Here is a 14,417-nt window from a genome sequence, read left to right as displayed (position 1 = left end):
AGGTCAGGTTGGTGACCCGGCCTGCGCCACGGCCGGCCCGCGAACCGCCGCGACGACGCCGCCGTCGACCAGTACGTCGATACCACTGACGAACCGGGCCTGCGAGGAGAGGAGGAAGGCGACCACGTCGGCGACGTCCTCGGACTGCCCACGCCGGCCCAGCGGCGTCCGGTCGACCAGCAGCTGCATGCTGCCGTGCTGCTCGGCTTCCTGGCGGCCCTGCGGGGTGTCGATGACGCCCGGGGAGACCGAGCAGACCCGGCCGCCGAGCGGGCCGACCCGCACCGCCTCCTGCTGGGCGAAACGATGCACGCCCCGCTTGGCCCAGGAGTAGGCCCAGCCCGGATCCTCGACCTGCTCGCCGAGCACGGCGCGGATCCGGTCGAGGAAGTCCTCGGCCAGCGGGTCGTCCAGGACGTCGTCGGCGGCATGCTGCCCGGCTGCGATCCCCAGCAGCGGCGCCATCGAGGCGAAGTAGACCGAGGCCGTGCCGGCGGTGGTGAGCGGGCGCAGAGCACGCGCCAGCGCCGCGGTGGCAACCAGGTCCACGGTGAAGATCCGGCGCCAGTCGGCCATCGTCGGGGAGATCCCGGCCGCGTGCGCGACCGCGCGCAACGCGCCCAGCTCACCGACCCGCGCGGCCAGCCGGGCGAGTCCCGCGGTGTCGGTGACGTCCAGGACGAATCCCTCCACGGCGGCGGGGCTCGTCGCGGCCAGTTCCGCCGCCACCGCGGCGATGGACGGGTCCCGATCCACGAGCAGCAGAATGTCGACCGCCGAGGCGAGCCGCCGGGCGCAGGCGAGGCCCATGCCACGCCCCGCCCCCGTCGCGATTCCGACCGTCGTCACGGCTGCACCACCACCCGCAGTGCCCCGGCCTCGCGGTCGGCCGCGACGCGGAAAGCCTCCGCGGCGTCTTCGAGCGGGAAGCGATGGGTGATGAGGGTCCGAGCGATCTCGGGGTCGGCGGCGAGCATCGCGGCGGCGTCGGCCATCTCCCGGCCGGTCTCATGCGCGCAGTAGCCCATCGAGGGCAGGAGCCTCGCCTCCCGGTGGAACAGAGTTCCCCAGTCGACCTCGACCTTGCCCAGCTGGACGCCGATGCACACCACGATGCCACCCGGCGCCACCAGCTCGACCGCGCGTGCCAGGCCGCTCGGCGTCCCGGCCGCCTCCACGACCACCTCGTACAGCCCGACGGGGCCGAGAGTCGCGCCGAGGCGCTCGGCGGCCTCCGCCTGGTGCGGGTGCCGGGCGTCCACGGCCACCTCCGGCGCGCCCTGGGCTCGTGCTCCCGCGACAGCCATCAGGCCCAGCGCGCCCGCGCCGACGACGGCGACCCTGGTGGCCGGCCCGGTTCCGGCGAGCCGCACCGCGTGCCAGGCGACCGAGGCCGGCTCGACCAGGGAGGCGTCGTGGAGGTCGAGCCCGGCCGGGATCGGGACGAGCCGCTCGGCCGGTGCCCGGAACTGCTCGGCCATCCCGCCGTCGGCGGTGGCTCCGAGTGCCCGCTGGCGGTGCGTGTCACAGAGGTTGTACCGCCCGGTCCGGCACAGCTCGCACTCCATGCAGCTCATGATCGCCTCGACGATCACACCGGACCCATCCTCGCGAACACCAGATAGCTCGTGGCCGATCACTCGCTGTAATCCAAAGCGGATATACATGAGGTCCGAACTACAGATGCTCGCGGACGCGATGGTCAACAACTCACCTGATCCCGGCGGCTCATCCAGGTCGACGACCGCCACGGCACCGTCCAGGGCCCGGACAGCTTTCATGAGGACTCCCTCGCGATTGACGCGCTATCTCACGCACGAGGGCGCGAACCCTCGCCCCGCACTTCCGGGAATCTGATTCTGCCATCCCAGAAGCATCTTCTCCAGACTGGGACCGCGCGCTCTGCCGCTCCATGGGCGGGCGGTCATCGAAGTCGACGCGGTCTCCCGGCCGACCACCACCGCACCTGCCGAGGGCCCTCGCGCTCGGGCCACGGCCGAAAATGGGAATCATGAAGCACGAGTACGAAGCCAAGTTCCTGGACGTCGACGTCGCGGACCTCCAGGCGAAGCTGGCAGGCCTGGGCGCCGTCCAGGCGTACGGGCGCACCCTCCTGACCCGGAAGATCTTCGAAGGCGGCGCCCTCGACGACAGCGCGTGGATCCGCCTGCGCAACGAGGGCAGCCGCATCACCCTGACCCTCAAGCAGGTCACCGACGCCACGAAGATCGACGGCACCACCGAGATCGAGACCGAGGTGACCGACATGCCCGCCACCGCCGAGATCCTCCGCCGCCTGGGCGTGCAGGAGGTCGGCTACCAGGAGAACTACCGCGAGGAGTGGCGCCTCGGCGAAGTCGTCTTCGACTTCGACACCTGGCCGGGCCTACCCACCTTCCTCGAGATCGAGGGACCCGACGAGGCGTCGGTCCGCCAGGCCACCGCGCTCCTCGCCCTCGACTACGCCGAAGCCCGGTTCGGCAGCGTCAACGGGATCTACCAGAGCGAGACCGGCCGCGACATCCGCACCGAGCCGACGCTCCTCTTCTCAGACACCGAGAAGCAGGGCTGAGGAACACGACACCAAGCCCGTGTCTCAGCCACGGGCGCGGCACGTTTGGGGCGGGTGGCGGAGATCTCCGTCATGCCAGCGAGAGAGCTGGGCCATCGTCGCGCCGGACAGCGCTTCTGCGAACTTCGGCTCGTACGACATGAACCCTTCCTCTCGTCTACCTGCGCCTGGGCGCGACCGTACTGCAACAGCCGCAAGCACATCGGCCGCGGCGGCTCAGATCTGTCAGCCTTGCGAGTCGCCCAGGCTGCCGCCGCAAGTCATCATGGGCGAAGCTAAGGTTGAGTCGCCACGATGCGTTTCGATGCGGACGGAGGCTGGCCATGGACGCGACGGCGCAGCCGTACCCCGAGCCCCACGAGTGGGTCGATGAACCCGATCCCGACACCAAACGCGCGATCGACGAAGCCCACGAGGACGTCGAGGCCGGCCGCACCGTCTTCTGCCTGTCCGATGCGGCGTTCGATGCCCTCCTGGACGAGCTGGACCAGCTGGCCGTCGAGGAGCACCCGAAGGCAAGCTGACGAGCCGCGCACCCACCACAGGCTCGGAATGATCGACGCACTATCGTGACGGCGTGCCCACGTACGAGCAGGTGGCGCGCTTCGTGGCAGAGTACGCGCGGCTGACCCCCGACCAGCGACGAGCGTTCCGCCGCGCGGTCGTACTGTTCCGCGAAGGGTTGGAGACGGGCCAGTTCCACCCCAGTCTCGGGGTGAAAGGCTTCCGTTCGGAGCCGGGCGTGTTCGAGCTGAGATGGGCGAAGGACGGCCGCGCGCTGTGGGAGTACGGCGATCCCGTCCCTGGCCGCGGCGGTCCTCATGTGCGCTGGCTGCGAATCGGCACCCACGACATCTACAAGAGCCGGTAGGGGCCGCCGCCCGGCGTTCGCGCTGAGGGTGAGAAGGCCCGTGGAGCTCGACGTACACCCACGGGTGAGCCTTGCTGCTGTACATGCGTCAGGGGCATGATCCCTATTTGGGATCATGCCCCTGAACTGGTCGGGGTGGCGGGATTCGAACCCACGACCTCTTCGTCCCGAACGAAGCGCGCTACCAAGCTGCGCCACACCCCGTGACCGTGGCTCAGTGTACTAGACCTGGCGAAGCAGGTGTGGCGGCGGGGGGCCGCAATCTTCTGTCGTCCAGCAGGTGCGGAGAGTCAGCGCCGGCCGGTGAGGGTCAGCAGCGTCGCCTCCGGCCGGCAGTTGAACCGCAACGGGGCGAACGGGGACGTCCCGAGCCCGGCGGAGACGTGCAGCCAGGAGCTCCGTCCGCCCGCCTCGTGCCGGGACAGGCCCCAGGCGCGGGCCCGGTCGATGCCGCAGTTCGTGACGAGCGCGCCGTAGGTCGGCAGCCGGATCTGCCCGCCGTGCGTGTGCCCGGAGAGGATCAGGTCCACCCCGTCGGCGGTGAAGGCATCCAGCACATGTGGCTCCGGGGTGTGGGTGAGCCCGAGGGCCACCTCGGCGCCGGGTTCCGGCGGGCCCGCGACCAGGGCGGTCCGGTCGCGGCGCAGCCTGGCGTCGTCGACGCCGCGCAGGTCCAGCACCCGGCCCGCGATCTTCATCGAGGCCCGGCGGTTCGTCAGCTCCCGCCAGCCGCTGGCCGTGGTGAGGGCCAGCGCGAACGCGTCCCAGTCGAGCGACACACCCCGCCGTGTGGGCGCGCTGTCGCGCTTGAGGTAGTGGTGCGGGCTCCTGAGCGTCGGCGTGTAGTAGTCGTTGTTCCCCGGGACGAACAGCCCGGGGAAGGCGAACAGCGGTTCGAGCGCGGCGATCAGCGGCGCCTGCGCCTGCGGGTACGAGAGCACGTCACCGGTCAGCACCACCAGATCCGGTACCAGCCGGGCCAGATCCGACAACCAGGCGAACTTGCCCCGCTGGTTCGGGGTCACATGCAGATCCGACAGGTGCAGCACACACAGGTCCGGCCGCCCCGGTGCCAGCACGGGCACCTCCCGTCGGCGCAGCGTGTAGGCGGTGCGCTCGTAGACCCCCGCATACAGCGCGGTTCCCGCGCCGACGGCCACGAGCCCCCGCACTGCCCGGCCCGGCCCACGTGCCGCGCGGGCTTGCCCCGGCACCTGACGCCCCGCGGACGCCTGACGCCCCGCGCTCCCCTCACGTCTCGCTCGCATCGCTCCAGTCTCGCCCAGCAACGGGGCGGTCCGGCGCACTGCCTCGCGACGTCCACGACCCGCGTCCGAAAACCGCGTGGCTGCCGACCCGGACGAGCCATAGGCTTCATGACCATGAGCACACTCAAGGAGCGGCTGCGCGACGATCTCACCGGCGCGATGCGCGCTCGGGATGAGCTGCGGCTTTCGACGCTGCGCCTTGCCCTTGCCGCGGTGAAGGACGCGGAGGTGGCCGGGGACGCCGCCCGCGAGCTCGGGGACGCCGAGGTCGAGAAGATCCTCGCCCGGGAGGTTCGCAAGCGCCGGGAGGCCGCCGAGGCGTTCGCCGCGGCGGGGCGGGCCGAGCAGTCCAGCCGGGAGCAGGCCGAGGGCGAGGTGCTCGCCGCCTACCTGCCAAGCCAGCTGGGTGACGAGGAGCTGCGCGACATCGTCGACAGTGTGCTGGCGGAACTCGGGGTCACCGACCTGAAGGCCATGGGCCAGGTGATGAAGGCCACACAGGCCCGAGTAGCTGGTCGAGCCGACGGAAAGCGGGTTTCCGAGCTCGTCCGAGCCCGGCTGAGCGCTTCGTGACCCACCCGGGCCAGGAGCCGACTAGTCAGTAGACGCAGAATCCAGGCAACTGAATCACCGGCCGCGCGACCGGTCCGTGACCGGCCGGGCGGCTGGTCGGGTGGCCGGCCGGGCGACCGGCTGGCCACCCGACCACCCGACCACCGGGCGACGGTCAGCCGGTCAGCCGGTCGCGCATGTCCGGAAGGGTCACCGTCGGCGGCCTGACCTCGCCGGGGCGTGGGTTTATCCCGTTCGGCAGCTGCATCGCCCCGGTGAGACCGCCTGACACCTGAAGCACGATCTCGGTGTCAATCGAGACCTCTCCGCCGGGTGCCGGCGACATACCGACGACGATTCCAGGAGCGGCCAGGTTCGGCACGGTCTGGGACCGGACCCGGAATCCCTGCGCGCGCAACGCGGCCTCGGCGACCTGCTGGGCCTGCCCGCGTACGTCCGGCAGAGGCTTCTTCGGTACCGCCGGCTGGGTGTTGTCCGGCGGCGGAAGCGCGACGACGGGCAGGCCCAGGCCGTCGATCGTCCGGGTCATCGTGCGTGCCCAGATCTGGGCCGGAAAGCCACCGCCGAAAACGTGTCGACTGCCCAGCACGTCGACCAGCGGATGGTTTGTGGGGCTGCGCGGGTCGGCCAGGTTGACAGCGGTGGCGAGCTGCGGGATGAAGCCCGCGAACGACGCGGTGCTGAAGCCTTCCGCGGTACCGGTCTTGCCGGCAGCCGGGCGACCGAGCTTCGCATTGCCCGAGGCCGTTCCATGATTGATGACGCCCTGCAGAACCGAGGCCACGGTGTCCGCGATACCGGGGTCGAGCACCTGCTCGCACGCCTTTCCGGTGTCGAATGCCAACGGCCGGTCCGCGCCACCGACCCGCTGCGAGACCGACAGCACCACATGGGGATCGCACCGGTTTCCGCGGGCGGCCAGCGTCGCGTAGGCGGTGGCCAGGTCAAGCGTGCTGATCTCGTTGGAACCGAGAATCACCGACCCGTCCACGGTGCTGACGCCGTTCACGTTCTTGCATTCGGGGTCGTTCTCCCCCACCGGCCGGATGCGGCAGGAGGAGACCCCCAGCCGGCGGGCCATCTCGGTGGTTTTCAGCACGCCGAGCTGCTCCGCCAGCTGGATGTAGTAGGTGTTGACCGAGTTCCAGGTCGCCGTGCTGAGCGAGTAGAAGCCGTCCTCGCTCGGGTCGGCGTTGCCATAGCAGCCGGAGTCCGGGTTATGCAGCTTCTGCGACGGGTAGCACACCGGCGAGTGGAAGGTCGTCGACAGCGGGAAGTGGTTCTCCAGCGCCGCCGCCAGGGTGAACACCTTGAAGGTCGAACCGGGCGAGAAGAGGTCCTCGTCGACCGGATAGATCTCCTTGGTGTGCACGAAGTCGCTGGTGCGCTCCGGTGGGAGGTTGTCGCTCGGCTCCCCGTACTCCCGGTTCACGGCGAACGCGAGCACGTTCCCGGTGCCGGGCTGCATCATGACGACGCTGGCGGCCACCCTGTTCCCAGCCGGGATCACCTCTGCCGCAGACGTCTGCGCGGCGCCCTGCGCGACCGGGTCGAGGGTGGTCCGGATCGTGAGGCCACCCTCGAACAGCAGGCGCCTGGCGTCCTCGGGGGTCGCGGCGAACTTCCGGTCGGCAAGCAGTACCTCGCGCACGTAGGCGCAGAAGAACGGCGCGGACGAGTCCTGGCAGGCGTCGACCGACCGGGCGGGCCGGTTCAGCACGACATCCTCCCCACGGGCCGACTGCCAGACCGCGGTGTCGATATGGCCGAGCTCGTGCATTCGGGCGAGGACGGTGTTCCGGCGCTCCTTCGCCGCCTGCGGATGCAGCACCGGATTGTAGGCCGTGGGGTTCTTGACCAGCCCCGCGAGCATCGCCGACTGGGTGAGCGTGAGCTTGCTGACGTCGACGTTGAAGTAATGGTGCGCGGCCGCCTGGACTCCGTAGGCGCCATCACCGAAGTAGGCGATGTTGAGATACCGCTCGAGGATCTCGTCCTTGGTCAGGTGGTCTTCCAGGTAGAGCGCGTAGCGGGCCTCGCGGAGCTTGCGGTCCACCGTCTGCTCGGTGGCCTGCGCCTTTTCCTCCGCAGTGGTGGCGGACGCCAGCAGGACGTTCTTGACGTACTGCTGGGTCAAGGTCGAGCCGCCCTGGGTGACCTCACCCGACTCCTGGTTCTTCAGATAGGCGCGGATCATTCCCCGGTAGTCGACACCCGAGTGCTCGTAGAAGCGCGCGTCCTCGATGTCGATGATCGACTGGCGCATGAACTGCGGCACCTGGTCGAGATTGACCAGCTCACGGTCCTGTTCTCCCCGGAGCACCGCGATCTCGTTTCCGGCGGCGTCCAGGATCCGCGACGGCTGCGCCAGCGGGGGCACCGTGAGATTCGCCGGCAGCGAGAGGAAATGGTCGGCTCCGCTCTTGGCGGTCACCCCGGCCAGGCCAACGACAGGCAATGCCAACATGCCGACCACAACACCGGCGCAGGCGCTGGCGGCGACCAGCCCGAGAAGCCGGGTCGGCGTCACCCGGCGCCGACTCGCCGAAGGTGGCCCGATACGCCCGGGCATAGGGGCGATTCCCTGGCTCCGGCCGCCCGCGACGCGCCTTCGCAGCGTGCTCGCCGCACCCGGGCGCTTCACGGGCAGGCCCGGTGAAGGGCGCGGGTCGCCCGATCGACCCGAGTGGGACGTGACGGCGCAGCCCACTCCGACATCAGCGCGGGCTCGACTGTTGCCAAAACACCCGGCAACTGCCCCTCACGGGCTGTTCGGCCTGGTATGAACACTGAGCCGGAATCCTCCGCTCGAGTCCCGCCGCTGCCGTTGACGATGCCTGCTTTCGGCAGGTTTTCGCGCCGGCCGCGACCGAGGCGCTGATCCAGTACTGCGCTGCGCCAGCACTGCGTTGATCCAATACCTGAGCCGGCTCAAGCGCCACCTCATCGAACTAAGACTACGACGCCACAGCAGAGTCACGGCGGCGTCACAGAAGTGACACACAGCTGTCACAGACCGCACTACCGCGGCGATCGGGATCAATGGCCCGGACTAGTCATTTGGACAACCACCCGTGTGGGGTCTGTGCCGTGGCCACGCCACTCCGTACGGTTTCGGTTCAACGCCACGTCACCACCCGCACGGGCCCCTGACCCGGACTCGAGAAGAAAGGCAGGTGGCATGACCAGAAGCCTGACCCCGACCGTCAGCCTGTCACGCCTTACCAGTACGACCCGGCTCGTCGGCTCCACCGCCGACGGCGACTGGACGGCTCACGCCGCCTGTCGTGACCTCGATCCGGACGAGCTGTTCGTCCAGGGGGCAGCCCAGAACCGGGTGAAGACCAGGTGCTTCGGGTGCGTGGTTCGCACCGAGTGCCTCGCGGACGCCCTCGACAACCAGGTCGAGTTCGGCGTCTGGGGCGGGATGACCGAACGGGAGCGCCGCGCTCTGCTGCGCCGCCGGCCGGACGTCACCTCCTGGCGGAAGCTCCTCGCGGATGCCCAGGCGGACCACCGGTCCGCGTCCGCAGGCTAGTTCAGGGCCCCACCCGGGGGTGTCCGACGACAGCGGGGTCGAACGGACACCACCACACTGAGCAACGACGGTAACTCACAGTTGTTTCCATCCGAGTCGTGTATAGCCCGGATGGGCGGTGAAATCTCCACCAGTGGCGCTGGTCCCCTCCAGGATCTCGGACCTCACGCTTCCGTGAGTAGCCCGAATGGGCGGAGGGCCCTTTTGGACCCGGGTTCACATCGCACCGGCGCGATTCCCGGGGCCGTAATCAGATCCAATGATCTTTTCCTGTCTCACGGTCCGCACTCAGGGATGCCGTGAGTCCGCTCAGGTGCCCGCGGCGTCGCGACCGTCACCTGCCAGCGCACGACCTATCTCCCGCAGCCCGGCAAGATCGTGGATGTCCTCGGAGAGTGCCTCGACCTCGACGAGCGCGGTGTCGGGATGCACGTTGGTGAAGCGTTCACGCAACCGGATCTCCCGCTCCGAGAGCCGGGCCCGATCGGCATGGATGCGCAGCACCGCCGCCGCCAACGGATGCTCGCCGTGGTCCGTCAACGTCTCGGCGCCGGCCAGCCCCCGTTCCACCGTCAGACCGGCCGTGTCACAGAAGTGCATCCGGTTGACGATGCAGCCGGCGAGCGGCATCCCGTCCGCGTCGAGCCGATCCACGAAGTAGGACGCCTCCCGCAGCGCCGCCGCCTCCGGTGCGGCCACCACCACGAACGAGGTCCCGGGCGCGGCCAGCAGGCGGAACGTCTCGTCCGCACGGGCGCGGAAGCCCCCGAACATCGTTTCCAGCGCGGCCACGAACTGGCTCACGTCCGCGAGGAGCTGGGCACCGATCACTTTGGTGATGACCTTGGTGAACATGCCCAGGCCAGCACCGATGACCTTCGCGTACGCCCGGCCACCCGCCTTCGCGGGCGCCAACAGCACCCGCAGCAGCCGGCCGTCGAGGAAATCGCCCAGGTGCCCCGGTGCGTCGAGAAAATCCAGCGCGGAACGCGTCGGCGGGGTGTCGACGACGATCAGATCCCAGGTTCCGCTGGCGTCGAGCTGGCCCAGCTTCTCCATCGCCATGTATTCCTGGGTGCCGGCGAAGGAGGACGACAGCGACTGGTAGAAGGGGTTCGCCAACAGCGCCTCGGCACGCTCGGGTGTGCTGTGGGCGAGGACGATCTCGTCGAACGTCCTCTTCATGTCGAGCATCATCGCGTCCAGCCGGCCGCCCGCCGTACCGTCCACTCCGGCGACCTCGCGCGGGGTGTTGTCCAGTGCCGTGAGGCCGAGCGACTGGGCCAGGCGCCGCGCCGGATCGATGGTCAGCACCACCACCTGCCGGCCACGCTCGGCGGCGCGCAGCGCGAGTGCAGCGGCCGTCGTCGTCTTGCCAACGCCACCGGACCCGCAGCACACGATGATCCGCTCGGAGTCGAGCATCGCGTCGACATCCAGGCGTGGCACACCCACGGGATGCGGCCGCGGGCGTGGCCGGCCCGCAGCCGCCCGCCGCGACCGCCGCGCGGCCGCCGACTTCGCGGTGCCAGCCGGCTTCGCCGCACCAGCAGACTTCGCGGTACCAGCAGACTTTGCGGTACCAGCCGACCTCGCCGCACCAGCAGACTTCCCAGCGCCAGCCGACCTCGCCGCACCAGCAGACTTCCCAGCGCCAGCCGACCTCGCCGCACCAGCAGACTTCGCGGCACCAGCAGACTTCGCAGCGCCAGCGGGCTTCGCCCTACCGCCCGGCTTCGCTGCACCGGCCGGCTCGGCTGCACCAGTTGGCTCCGCTGCATCAGCTGGTTTCGCGGTAGCAGTTGGTTTCGCGGTAGCAGCTGGTTTCGCGATACCTGACGGCTTCGCCGCTCCTGTGGGCTTCGCACCACCGGCGGGCTTTTCCGCGCCTGCGGGTTCGTCGTGGGTGGGGCTCACGGGCTCATCCGGTGCGCCCGCAGGATCTCGGCGATGCGGTGGACCGTGCCGACATCCACACCGTCCGCGACCAGCGGCACCTCGCACACCGGCCGGCACAGCTGCGCGATCTGGGCCCGCTGGGCCGACTCCAGCGCGACCCGCTCGGCATGCTGGGCGGCCTCCCAGGCCAGGTTCGCGAGCAGTTCCTCAGTCGGATCGATGCCGGCCTCCTTGACCCCGGTCGCGAGTGCCTCGTAGTCGAGCTGGCCGCGCCTGGCCAGCTCGAGCTCGGCGGGCGCGAGCAGCGGGGTACGCACCATGTTCACCACGACAGCCCCGACCGGGAGACCCACCTCACGCAGCTCGTGGATCCCGTCGACCGTCTCCTGGACGGGCATCTCCTCCAGCAGTGTGACCAGGTGGACCGCCGCCCGCTCCGGTGCCAGCACCTTCATCACGGCCTCCGCCTGGGCCCGGATCGGACCCATCTTGGCAAGCCCGACGACCTCGGCGGACACGTTGAGGAACCGCGCGATCCGGCCGGTCGGGGGTGCGTCGAGCACGACCGCGTCGTAGGCGAGCCCGCTGGGGCGGGTTCCGTCCGGCCGGTTCACGGCCTCCTTCACCTTGCCCGTGAGCAGCACGTCGCGGACCCCGGGGGCGATCGTCGTGGCGAAGTCCACCGCGCCGACCCGGCCGAGCGCCCGGCCGGCCCGACGCAGGTTGTAGAACATCTCCAGATATTCGAGAAGTGCCTCGTCCGCGTCGATGGCGAGGGCGAACACCTCGCCGCCGCCGGGCGCGCTCGCCACCTTCCGCTCCCGGTACGGCAACGGCGGGGTATCGAACAGCTGCGCGATCTGCTGGCGGCCTTCGACCTCGGTGAGCAGCACCCGCCGGCCGCCGGTGGCCAGTGCCACCGCGAGCGCGCCCGCGATCGTGGTCTTACCGGTGCCACCCTTGCCGGTGACTATGTGCAGCCGGCGGTCCCAGAGAGCAACGGCCGTCTCCCGCGGCTTGTCGTCACCGGTCACGTGCTCGACCGTACCCGGGGCCGACAGATCCTGACCGCCGCACCGGCCGCGCATGCTCCCGGACGGCATGCCCAGCTGATCCGGTGCACCCACCCGGGTGCCGGCCCGGTGATGCTCTAGGGTCCATGGTCATGCAGACCAAGTGGGAGTACATGACCGCGCCGCTCCTGATCCACGCCACCAAGCAGATCCTCGACAACTTCGGCGCGGACGGCTGGGAGCTCGTCCAGGTCGTGCCCGGGCCCAATCCCGAGAGCCTGGTCGCGTACTTCAAGCGGCCCAAGGCCCAGTAGGGCGTCCGGCGGTGAGTTCTTCGGCCCTCCCCCCAGACGCCGCTGACACCGCGAAGCCGTCCGAGCGGCTCGCGGAGCTCGGGCTGCTCCTGCCGGCCGTGCCCAGCCCGGCCGGGGCGTACGTCCCGGCCGTCCGCGACGGTGATCTGGTCTGGACCGCCGGCCAGCTCCCCCTGGTGGGCGGCAAGCTCGCGGCGACCGGCCTGGTGGGTGACGAGATCAGCACCGAGCGGGCCGCCGAGCTGGCCCGGGTGTGCGCGCTGAACGCGCTGGCCGCCGCGGCGGCCGTGGCGGGCGGCCTGGACTCACTGGTCCGGATCGTGAAGGTGGTCGGGTTCGTGGCGAGCGCGCCGGGTTTCGCCGACCAGCCGACCGTTGTGAACGGCGCCAGCGAGCTGCTGGGGGCGGTCTTCGGCGACGCCGGGCGGCACGCCCGGTCCGCCGTCGGGGTCGCGGCACTCCCGCTGTGGGCCCCGGTCGAGATCGAGCTGGTCGCCCGCGTCAGAGGCTGAGCCCGACATCAACACGCCCGGCGTGTCTACCATCAGGGAATGGTTGATCATCGGTCGGCCCTGATCGCCCGGTTCGGCGCCCCTCGCCGGGTGAGCTCCGAGGAGGCCGCCTCGTTGGCGCGGCTCGCCGCCGCACCCACGGTCCCGCGGGACGCCGCGACGGTCATCCTGCTGCGTGACGCGCCGGCCGGCGGCGGAGTCGAGGCCTACATGATCCGCCGTACCGTCGCGATGTCGTTCGCCGGCGGGATGTACGCGTTCCCCGGCGGTCGCGTCGACCCCGCCGACAGCGACGAGATGCTCGCCTGGACCGGGCCACCGGTCGATGTGGTCATGCCGGGCCTCGACCGGGATCCCGCCCGTGCCCGGGCGGTGGTGTGCGCCGCGGTCCGGGAGACCTTCGAGGAGTGCGGGGTGCTGCTCGCCGCCCCACCGCAGGCGGCCTCCGACGGGCCGGCCCCCGCCTCACCGGCCGGGGTCGGGACCGAGATCGAGACCGGGACGACGTTCGCCAGCGATCGGCAGGCGATGGAGGACCGCCGGCTCACCCTCGCCGACCTGCTCACCCGCCGATCGCTGGCACTGCGCGCGGATCTGCTGGGCGCCTGGACCCGCTGGGTCGCCCCGGAACTCGAGCCGCGCCGCTACGACACCCGGTTCTTCGTCGCGGCGCTGCCGCCCGGGCAGGAGCCCGGCATCGCCTCCTCCGAGGCGGACGGAGCGCTCTGGATCCGCCCCGCGCAGGCACTCGACCAGTTCTACGAAGGTGCCCTGGCGATGCTGCCGCCGACCGTCTTCACCCTGGCCGAGCTCGCCGAGTTCGACGACGTCGCGGGCGTTCTCGCGGCCGCGGCGGCCCGGGACCTCGCCCCGGTCATGCCACGGATCTCCGTCGCCGACGGGCTCTGGCGCCTGCTGTTCCCTCACCTCGACCGCGAAACCGTCGAGCGATGATCGCTACCCGCGAGGTCACCCGGCTGGCATCCGTCCAGCTCGCGCCGAACCCGGGGCCGATGACACTGGAGGGCACGAACACCTGGATCCTGCGTGCTCCCGGCGAGCCGGGCTGCGTTGTGGTCGACCCGGGCCCCGACCACGACGAGCACCTCGCGCGGGTCGCCGCCGCCGGCCCGGTGCACGCCATCCTGCTGACGCATGGCCACGACGACCACAGTGCGGGAGCGGCGGCGCTGCACGCCCTGACCGGCGCGTGGGTCCGGGCCCTCGACCCGGCGCACCGCCTCGGCTCGGAAGGTCTGGGTGCCGGGGACGTCGTCGCCGCCGCCGGGGTGGAGCTGCGGGTGCTGGCAACACCCGGGCACACGGCCGACTCCCTGTCGTTCGTCCTCACCGGGGACGACCAGCACCCGGCGGTGCTCACCGGGGACACCATCCTCGGGCGTGGCAGCACGGTGGTCGCGCATCCCGACGGCCGCCTCGGCGACTACCTCGAAAGCCTGCGGTCGCTGCGCGAGCTCGGTGACATGACGGTGCTGCCTGGCCATGGTCCGGAGCTGCCGGCCGCCGGCCGGGCCGCGCAGGCCTACCTCGATCATCGGGCCGCCCGCCTCGACCAGGTCAGCGCGGCGCTGTCCGAGCTGGGCCGGCCGGCCGGCGAGGTCACGCCGTCGGACGTCGTGCGTCTCGTCTACGCCGACGTCGACCGGGCGCTCTGGCCCGCGGCCGAGCTGTCCGTCCGGGCGCAGCTCGAGTACCTGCGCTCGCGGTAGGCGCACCACCAGTTCACCCGGCCGCCCGTTCACCCGGCCGCCCGTTCGCCCGGCCGCCTGGCCGCCTGGCCGCCTGGCCGGGCGTGACGTCCACCACGGCCGCAACGGTCCGCGTGCCTCGCCGCGG

General features: G+C 70.9%; 15 protein-coding genes and 1 tRNA gene. 9 read left to right on the top strand and 7 right to left on the bottom strand.

Going from position 1 to position 14,417, the window contains the following annotated elements; translation table 11 throughout:
* Window positions 1-3: 3 nt before the first annotated feature.
* Both AWX74_RS24665 and AWX74_RS24660 read right to left on the bottom strand, forming a co-directional pair.
* Complete coding sequence (locus AWX74_RS24665; RefSeq protein ID WP_091281530.1) at window positions 4-849, bottom strand: SDR family oxidoreductase; 846 nt, start codon at window positions 847-849, stop codon at window positions 4-6.
* On the bottom strand, window positions 846-1,781 hold the full coding sequence (locus AWX74_RS24660) for a zinc-dependent alcohol dehydrogenase (RefSeq protein WP_091281528.1): 936 nt from the start codon (window positions 1,779-1,781) through the stop codon (window positions 846-848). Before AWX74_RS24660 ends, AWX74_RS24665 begins: the two co-directional genes overlap by 4 nt.
* Before the next feature lie 230 nt (window positions 1,782-2,011).
* On the opposite strand from AWX74_RS24660, the gene AWX74_RS24655 reads away from it, so the two are divergent.
* The 3 genes from AWX74_RS24655 (at window position 2,012) to AWX74_RS24645 (ending at window position 3,443) form a co-directional block, all read left to right on the top strand.
* Window positions 2,012-2,572, top strand: a complete 561-nt coding sequence (locus tag AWX74_RS24655) for a class IV adenylate cyclase (RefSeq protein WP_091281676.1) — start codon at window positions 2,012-2,014, stop codon at window positions 2,570-2,572.
* Between the two features lie 323 nt (window positions 2,573-2,895).
* The gene (locus AWX74_RS24650) at window positions 2,896-3,096 is read left to right on the top strand and encodes a hypothetical protein (protein ID WP_006543091.1); all 201 of its coding nucleotides are present in this window, start codon (window positions 2,896-2,898) and stop codon (window positions 3,094-3,096) included.
* 83 nt (window positions 3,097-3,179) lie between these two features.
* Window positions 3,180-3,443 (top strand): hypothetical protein, encoded by a 264-nt coding sequence (locus tag AWX74_RS24645; protein ID WP_242666393.1) that lies wholly within the window; start codon window positions 3,180-3,182, stop codon window positions 3,441-3,443.
* Window positions 3,444-3,570: 127 nt separating this feature from the next.
* On the opposite strand, the gene AWX74_RS24640 is transcribed toward AWX74_RS24645, so the two are convergent.
* Both AWX74_RS24640 and AWX74_RS24635 read right to left on the bottom strand, forming a co-directional pair.
* A tRNA-Pro gene (locus tag AWX74_RS24640) sits at window positions 3,571-3,647 on the bottom strand.
* An 86-nt stretch (window positions 3,648-3,733) separates the two neighbouring features.
* Window positions 3,734-4,657 carry a metallophosphoesterase gene (locus tag AWX74_RS24635; RefSeq protein WP_423212974.1) on the bottom strand — a complete coding sequence of 308 codons (924 nt, stop codon included), beginning with the start codon at window positions 4,655-4,657 and terminating at the stop codon, window positions 3,734-3,736.
* Window positions 4,658-4,825: 168 nt separating this feature from the next.
* On the opposite strand from AWX74_RS24635, the gene AWX74_RS24630 reads away from it, so the two are divergent.
* The gene (locus AWX74_RS24630) at window positions 4,826-5,284 is read left to right on the top strand and encodes a GatB/YqeY domain-containing protein (RefSeq protein WP_054569036.1); all 459 of its coding nucleotides are present in this window, start codon (window positions 4,826-4,828) and stop codon (window positions 5,282-5,284) included.
* A 154-nt stretch (window positions 5,285-5,438) separates the two neighbouring features.
* Here AWX74_RS24630 and AWX74_RS24625 read toward each other — a convergent pair whose 3' ends face one another.
* The gene (locus tag AWX74_RS24625) at window positions 5,439-7,751 is read right to left on the bottom strand and encodes a penicillin-binding protein (protein WP_091281668.1); all 2,313 of its coding nucleotides are present in this window, start codon (window positions 7,749-7,751) and stop codon (window positions 5,439-5,441) included.
* A 714-nt stretch (window positions 7,752-8,465) separates the two neighbouring features.
* On the opposite strand from AWX74_RS24625, the gene AWX74_RS24620 reads away from it, so the two are divergent.
* A complete protein-coding gene (locus tag AWX74_RS24620; protein WP_054569035.1) occupies window positions 8,466-8,822 on the top strand; it encodes a WhiB family transcriptional regulator in 357 nt (118 codons plus the stop codon).
* 309 nt (window positions 8,823-9,131) lie between these two features.
* Here the strand turns inward: AWX74_RS24620 and bagB are convergent, their stop codons facing one another.
* On the bottom strand, window positions 9,132-10,277 hold the full coding sequence (bagB, locus tag AWX74_RS24615) for an ArsA family ATPase (RefSeq protein WP_241840172.1): 1,146 nt from the start codon (window positions 10,275-10,277) through the stop codon (window positions 9,132-9,134).
* Window positions 10,278-10,735: 458 nt separating this feature from the next.
* The gene (gene bagA / locus AWX74_RS24605) at window positions 10,736-11,755 is read right to left on the bottom strand and encodes an ATPase BagA (RefSeq protein ID WP_091281665.1); all 1,020 of its coding nucleotides are present in this window, start codon (window positions 11,753-11,755) and stop codon (window positions 10,736-10,738) included.
* A 131-nt stretch (window positions 11,756-11,886) separates the two neighbouring features.
* On the opposite strand from bagA, the gene sp36 reads away from it, so the two are divergent.
* From sp36 to AWX74_RS24585, 4 genes are read left to right on the top strand one after another with little or no spacing between them, the layout of a single operon-like run.
* On the top strand, window positions 11,887-12,048 hold the full coding sequence (gene sp36 / locus AWX74_RS24600) for a Sp36 family protein (protein WP_006540237.1): 162 nt from the start codon (window positions 11,887-11,889) through the stop codon (window positions 12,046-12,048).
* An 11-nt stretch (window positions 12,049-12,059) separates the two neighbouring features.
* On the top strand, window positions 12,060-12,560 hold the full coding sequence (locus AWX74_RS24595; RefSeq protein ID WP_091281517.1) for a RidA family protein: 501 nt from the start codon (window positions 12,060-12,062) through the stop codon (window positions 12,558-12,560).
* Between the two features lie 39 nt (window positions 12,561-12,599).
* Window positions 12,600-13,514, top strand: a complete 915-nt coding sequence (locus tag AWX74_RS24590) for an NUDIX hydrolase (RefSeq protein ID WP_091281514.1) — start codon at window positions 12,600-12,602, stop codon at window positions 13,512-13,514.
* On the top strand, window positions 13,511-14,290 hold the full coding sequence (locus AWX74_RS24585; RefSeq protein WP_091281510.1) for an MBL fold metallo-hydrolase: 780 nt from the start codon (window positions 13,511-13,513) through the stop codon (window positions 14,288-14,290). Before AWX74_RS24590 ends, AWX74_RS24585 begins: the two co-directional genes overlap by 4 nt.
* The last annotated feature ends 127 nt before the right edge of the window (window positions 14,291-14,417 follow it).

This window comes from Parafrankia irregularis, from assembly GCF_001536285.1.
GTDB lineage: Bacteria > Actinomycetota > Actinomycetes > Frankiales > Frankiaceae > Parafrankia > Parafrankia irregularis.
Note: the sequence above shows the minus strand (reverse complement) of the source record. Positions and strands in the feature narration are given on the sequence as shown.

Coding starts and splice junctions, on each gene's coding strand:
- AWX74_RS24660 (WP_091281528.1), bottom strand. CDS start 1,781: ATGAAAGCTGTCCGGGCCCTGGACGGTGCCGTGGCGGTCGTCGACCTG.
- AWX74_RS24655 (WP_091281676.1), top strand. CDS start 2,012: ATGAAGCACGAGTACGAAGCCAAGTTCCTGGACGTCGACGTCGCGGAC.
- AWX74_RS24650 (WP_006543091.1), top strand. CDS start 2,896: ATGGACGCGACGGCGCAGCCGTACCCCGAGCCCCACGAGTGGGTCGAT.
- AWX74_RS24630 (WP_054569036.1), top strand. CDS start 4,826: ATGAGCACACTCAAGGAGCGGCTGCGCGACGATCTCACCGGCGCGATG.
- AWX74_RS24625 (WP_091281668.1), bottom strand. CDS start 7,751: ATGTTGGCATTGCCTGTCGTTGGCCTGGCCGGGGTGACCGCCAAGAGC.
- AWX74_RS24620 (WP_054569035.1), top strand. CDS start 8,466: ATGACCAGAAGCCTGACCCCGACCGTCAGCCTGTCACGCCTTACCAGT.
- sp36 (WP_006540237.1), top strand. CDS start 11,887: ATGCAGACCAAGTGGGAGTACATGACCGCGCCGCTCCTGATCCACGCC.
- AWX74_RS24590 (WP_091281514.1), top strand. CDS start 12,600: ATGGTTGATCATCGGTCGGCCCTGATCGCCCGGTTCGGCGCCCCTCGC.
- AWX74_RS24585 (WP_091281510.1), top strand. CDS start 13,511: ATGATCGCTACCCGCGAGGTCACCCGGCTGGCATCCGTCCAGCTCGCG.